This window comes from Kitasatospora sp. NPDC059817 (assembly GCF_042731835.1).
Taxonomy (GTDB): Bacteria; Actinomycetota; Actinomycetes; order Streptomycetales; family Streptomycetaceae; genus Kitasatospora.
Map to the genome: position 1 here is coordinate 1 of NZ_JBHWIR010000286.1, position 6,300 is coordinate 6,300.

At 78.4% G+C, this 6,300-nt stretch carries 2 protein-coding genes; both read left to right on the forward strand.

Annotation, left to right across the window (positions count from 1 at the left end):
* The first annotated feature begins 126 nt into the window (after positions 1 to 126).
* The gene (locus tag ACFV61_RS33385; RefSeq protein WP_380495796.1) at positions 127 to 4,920 is read left to right on the forward strand and encodes an amino acid adenylation domain-containing protein; all 4,794 of its coding nucleotides are present in this window, start codon (positions 127 to 129) and stop codon (positions 4,918 to 4,920) included.
* A gap of 4 nt (positions 4,921 to 4,924) precedes the next feature.
* Positions 4,925 to 6,300: condensation domain-containing protein (locus ACFV61_RS33390; RefSeq protein ID WP_380495798.1), on the forward strand; the 1,376-nt coding region annotated here is incomplete at its 3' end.

The window sequence follows — 6,300 nt, forward strand, 5'->3', positions numbered from 1 at the left end:
CCGCACCCCCCCCGCCCCGCCGCCCGGGGTTCCGGGCGGGCGGCCCGGGGCCCCCCCGCCCCCGCGCCCCCCGCCCCCCGCCCGGCCGGGGCCGTCGCGCCGCCGGCCGAGCTGCCCTGGCTGCCGGTGGCCGACCCGGCCGCACTGGCCCGGGCCGCCCGGGCCGGCGGTGCGGGCCCCGCCGCGGTGCTGCTCGCCGCCGCCGCCGTCCACGCGCACCGGCTGACCGGCGCCCGGGAGCTGCTGCTCGGACACTGGCGCCCGGCGCCCGGCCCGGGCGGCCGCGGCCTGGTCGTCCCGGTGCGCCTGGCCCCGGCCCCCGGGCTCAGCTTCACCGCCGTCCTCCGGCAGGCCGGCCGCGCCCTGCGCGCGGTCCGGCGCCACGGCCACCGGCCGGACCTCGACCTGCCCTGGGGCCCGTCCTCCGGGTACGGCCTGGTCACCGGGACCGCCGACAGCGCCGAGCGGGTGGCGTACGGCCCCGGGACGGTCGCCGTCCTGGCCCGCGCCTGGGGCGAGCCGCTGCCCGGCCTGTTCCTGCGCGCCGACCCCACCCCCGGCCCGGCGGACCGGGACGGGGCGTGGCGGGTCGCCGCCGGCGGCCACGGCGCCGACCCGGCGGCCCACCGCCGGCTGGTCCGGCTGCTGGCGCGGCTGGCGGCCCGGCCCGACGAGCCGATCCACTCCTTCGACCTCGCCGACGGGGACGAGCTCGCCCTGCTGCGGAAGGCCAACGCCACCGAACACGCGGTGCCCGAGACCACCGTGCCCGCGGCGTTCGCCGCCCAGCTGGCGCGGACCCCGTCCGCCGTCGCGGTGCGCGGCGGGGGAGAGGTGCTGGACTACGCCGAACTGGACGGGCGCTCCGAGCGGATCGCCCGGCTGCTCGCCGGCCTCGGCGTCGGCCGCGAGGACGTCGTCGCGGTGCTGCTGCCCCGCACCCCCGCCCTGGTCGCGGCCGTGCTGGGCGTGCTGAAGGCGGGCGCCGCCTACCTCCCGGTCGACCCGGGCCACCCGCGCGGCCGGGTGGAGTTCGTGCTCGCGGACGCCCGCCCCCGGGTGGTCCTGACCACGGCGCAGCTGGCCGCCGCCGTGCTGCCGGAGCCGACCGCCGACGGCCCGTCCGTCGTCCTGCTGGACGAGCCCGCTGCCGAGCCCGCTGCCGAGCCCGCCGGCCCCGAGCCCGCCGGCCCCGCGCCCGCCGGTCCCGCGCCCGCCGGGGCGACGCCCACCCGCCCGCTGCCCGGCAACGCGGCGTACGTCATCCACACCTCCGGCTCCACCGGGACGCCGAAGGGCGTGGTGGTCACCCACCGGGCCGTGGCCAACCTCGCCGCCTGGGCGGCAGCCGAGCTCGGCCCCGAGGCCCTCTCCCGGGTGCTCGGCTCCACCTCGCTCTCCTTCGACCTGTCGGTCTTCGAGCTCCTGGTGCCGCTGTTCACCGGCGGCAGCGTCGACCTGGTGGACAACCTGCTCACGCTGCTGGAACGCCCGGACTGGTCCGGCAGCCTGGTCAACACCGTCCCGTCGGTGTACCAGCAGGTCGCCCGGGCCGAGTGGGTGCGTGAGCGGGCGACGACCTACGTGTTCTGCGGCGAGCCGCTGCCCGCCGCGCTGGTCCGCCAGGTGCACGCCCGCAACCCGGACGCCCGGGTGCTCAACCTCTACGGCCCCACCGAGGCCATCGTGTACGCCACGGCCGGGGCGTGCCCGCCCGGTGCGGACGGTGAGCCGTCGATCGGCGTGCCGATCGGCAACGTGCGCGCCCACGTCCTCGACCCGGCCCTGCGGCCCGCGCCGGTCGGCGTCACCGGCGAGCTCTACCTGGCCGGGGACTACCTGGCCCGGGGCTACGCCCACCGGCCCGGTGCCACCGCCGAGCGCTTCCTGCCCGACCCGTTCGGCCCGCCCGGCGCCCGGATGTACCGCACCGGGGACCTCGCCCGCTGGACCGCCGCCGGCGAGCTGGAGTACGCCGGCCGCACCGACCACCAGGTGAAGATCCGCGGCCACCGGATCGAACTCGGCGAGATCGAGGCCCGGTTGACGGAGCTGGACGGCATCCGGCGGGCCGTGGTGGTCGCCACCGACGACGGCGAGGGCGACCGCCGCACGACGGCCTTCCTGGTCGCCGCCGAGGGCCGCCCGGCCGATCCGGAGGCCGTCCGGGCGGCGCTGCGCGAGGTGCTGCCCGCACCCGTCGTCCCGGCCGTCCTGGTCTTCCTCGACGACCTCCCGACCAACGCCAACGGCAAGACCGACCGCAGCGCGCTCGCCGCCCTGGCCGCCGGTGCCGTGGCGGGGACCTCGCCCGAGCCCGCCGCCGCCCCGGCCGCCGGCCCCGTCGAGGTGCTGCGCGAGCTCTTCGCCGGCGTCCTCGGCCTGCCCGAAGTCGGCCCGGACGACAGCTTCTTCGCCCTCGGCGGCGACAGCATCCGCTCCATCAAGCTGCTCCGCCGGGCCCGCCGGGCCGGGCTGGCGCTCGCCCCGGAGGACGTGTTCGCGCACCCGACCCCGGCCGGACTCGCGGCCGTCGCCACCGCGCTCGACCCCGCCGACCAGGGCGCCGGCCGGCCCGCCGACGGCGAACTGCTCCCGCTGGACGCCGCCGAACGCGCCTGGTTGCAGGCCCGGTTCCCGGGCCACCGGGACGTGCTGCCGCTGACACCGCTCCAGGAGCGGCTGCTCTTCCCCACCCAGCACAGCCAGGGCGGCGGCGGGGCCTACGTGATGCGGCTGTGGATGCTCTTCGACGGGCGGCTCGACCCGGCGGCGCTGCGCCGCGCCGTCGAGGCGCTCTGCCGCCGCCACCCGAACCTGGCGGCCGGGTTCGTCCGCCTCCCCGACGGCCGCCCGGTGCAGGTCGTCCCGGACCGCCTGCCGCCGTTCACGGAGCTGGACCTCAGCGGCCTCACGGAGGCCGAACAGGAGGCGGAGACCGAGCGGTTGGCCGCCGGGGCCAGGACCACTCGGTTCGACCCGGCCGACCCGCCGCTGATCCGCTTCACCCTGCTGCGTCTGGGCCCCGGAGAGGGCGTGGGAGCGCAGCGGTACCGGCTGGAGGTGGTCGCCCACCACACCCTGATCGACGGCTGGTCCAACCAGCTCCTCCTGCCGGAGCTGTTCGCCCTGTACCGCGACCCGGCCGGGCTGCCCGAGCCGGTGCCGCTGCGCGCCCACCTGGCCTGGCTGGCCGGCCGGGACCACGAGGCCGCCCGCCGGGCGTGGCGCGAGGCCCTGGCCGCGCCGATCGAACCCACCCTGGTGACGCCGCCCGGGCTGCCGCCCGCCGACGGGTGGCCGGGCCGCCGCTACCGGCCCCTGGGCGAGGAGCGCACCGAACGGCTCGGCGCCCTCGCCGCCGGGCTGGGCATCACGCTCAACACCGTGCTCCAGGCCACCTGGGCGCTGCTGCTGGCCGAGCGGACCGGCCGCCCCGACACCGTGTTCGGGATCATCGTCAACGGCCGCTCGCCGGAGCTGCCGGGCTCCGAGTCCGTCATGGGCTTCCTGATCAACACCCTGCCGCTGCGGATCACCCTGCGGCCGGAGGAGTCGCTGGCCGGGCTGCTGACCCGGGTCCAGCGCGAGCAGGTCCGGATGATCGCCCACCAGCACCTGGGAATCCCCGCGATCCAGCGGGCGACCGGCCTCGGCGAACTCTTCGACACCGTCATGGTGTACGAGAACTTCCCGCAGTCCGGCGACCAGGGCGACGCGCTCCCGGGGGTGCGGATCACCGGTTCGGGCAGCGAGACGGCCGCGCACTACCCGCTGTCGCTGATGGCCATCCCGAGGGACGGCGGCTTGGAACTCGACATCCTGCACCGGGAGGACGCCGTCGACGCCGAGGCCGCCGACGCCCTGCTGGCCCGGCTGCTGGGGCTGCTCGACACCCTCGTCGCCGAGCCGGACACCACCGTCGGCGCCCTCGGCCTGCTCGACTCCTGGCCCGCGACCGCCGGGCCCGCCCGCGCCCCGCTCCCTGCCGCCGACGCCACCGCCACCGCCGCCACCGCCGAGGCCGCCGTCCCCGCGCCGCCCGCCGACGGTCTGGAGCCCATGCTGGCTACCCTGCTGCCGCTGCGCTCGACCGGCACCGGCGCGCCGCTGTTCTGCGTGCACCCGGCCGCCGGGATCGGCTGGACGTACGCGGCGCTGCTGGGGCCGCTCGGCGACCGGCCGCTCTACGTCCTGCAGTCCCGCGGCCTCGACGGCCGGGGGCCGCTGCCGGCCAGCGCGGAGGAGGTGGCCGAGGACTGCGTGCGGGAGATCCGCGCCGTCCAGCCCGACGGGCCCTACCACCTGCTCGGCTGGTCGTTCGGCGGCCTGGTCGCCTACGCCGTGGCCGCCCGGCTGCAGGAGCAGGGGGCGGAGGTGGGCCTGCTCGCGATGCTCGACAGCTACGTGCTCGCCGACCTGCCCGCCCGCTCGGAGGCCGAGGTGCTCGCCGAGCAGGGCCACGTCCGTAACGCCCTGCTGCGGCTGACCGGCGTCGACCGCCCGGCCGACGCGCCCGCGCCGACCGCCGAGGAGTTCCTCGTCCTCGCCAAGGACTCCGACTCGCCGCTCTCCGTCTTCTCCGAACACCACCTGACCGCGCTCGCCGAGGTCTACGACAACAACGTCCGGCTCGGCCGCGCCTTCCGCCCCGGCGGGTACAGCGGCGACCTGCTCCTCGTCGAGGCCGTCCCGGAGACCAGCGGGCCCGTCCAGGACCCGGAGAGCTGGCTGCCCCACCTCGACGGCGGCCGGCTGCTGCGGCACCGGACCGACCACGGCCACCAGGACCTCGGCGGCCCGGCCGCCCTCCTCGACCTCGCCCCGGCGCTGCTCGACCGGCTCGGCGACCCGTCCGGGCCGCACGGGTCACCGAGCCCGCACGAGCCGCACCAGCCGCACGAGCCGGAAAGGAGCTGACCGGATGTCCGCCACGCCCGCCACGCCCGCCACGCCCGCCTCTCCCGCCTCTCCCGCCCGACGACGGCCGCTCACGGCCCCGCAGTCGGGAATCTGGTTCGGCCACGAGGCCGACCCCACCCGGCGGCGGTTCACCGCCGGCCAGTACGTCCAGTTCCACGGCGCGATCGACGAGGAGCTGTTCGAACGCGCGCTGCGGGGCGTGGTGGCCGGCAGCGAGAGCCTGCGGGTGCGCTTCGAGCCGACCGCCGACGGCGCCGTCCAGATCATCGAGGACGCCGCCGACTGGCCGCTGCACCGGCAGGACCTGCGCCACCACGAGGACCCGGCCGCCGCCGCCCGCGCGTTCCTCGCCGCCGAACTCGCCCACCCCTACGACCTGACCGCCCGCCCGCCCTTCGACCACTTCCTGCTGCGGACCGGCGAGGCGGAGTACCTCTGGTACCTCCGGATGCACCACATCCTGTGCGACGGGGTGGGCGGGGCCGGGCTGATGCGCCGGGTGGCGGCCGAGTACACGGCGCTGCACGCGGGCGAGCCGGCCTCCACCGGCGTGCACGACCCGCTCCAGGCCCTGCTGGACGACGACGCCGCCTACCGCGCCTCCACCCGGTTCCGCACCGACGCCGCTTTCTGGGCCGAGGAGTTGGCCGGCCTCGGCGACCCGCCCCGCCTCGCGGGCGGGCGCAGCGCCCCGACCGGCTCGGGCCCGCGCCCGCCGGTCGCCGTCCGGACGGAGCTGTCCGCCGAACGCTGGGCCGCTGTCCGCGAGCGCGTCGGCGCGGGCTGGACGGCGCTGTTCCCGGCCGCGCTCGCCGTCGCGCTGCACGCCGACACCGGCGAGGGCACGGCGGTGATCGGCCTCGGCGTCCGCGGCCGGGACGCCGCGCTGGCCCGGCGGGCCCTCGGCATGACGGCGAACGTCGTCCCGCTGCGGCTCGCCGTCGACCCGGCCGCCACCGTCGGCGGCCTGGTGACGGCCACGGCGGACCGGGTCCGCGCCGCGCTGCGCCGCCAGCGGTACCGCTTCGAGGACCTGCTCCGCGACACCGCCGCCGCCCGGGGCGACCGGCCGCTGATCGGCCCCACCCTGAACCTGCTGCCGCTCGACCCGGGCCTGCGGTTCGGCGGGATCCCGGCCACCGTGCACGAGGTCTCGCCGGGCCTGCCCGAGGACTTCGCGCTCGGCGTCTACGACAACGGCCGCGCCACCCTGCCGGTGTTCGCCGACGCGGTCGGCGACTACCCCGAGGACACCGTCCGGGCCCACCTGGACCGGGTGCTCGACCTCGTGACGGCGCTGGCCGAGGCGCCCGAGGGGCTCCCGGTCGGCCGGCTGCGCACCGGCGGCGGAGCCGTCGCCCTGCCCGCGCCCGCGCC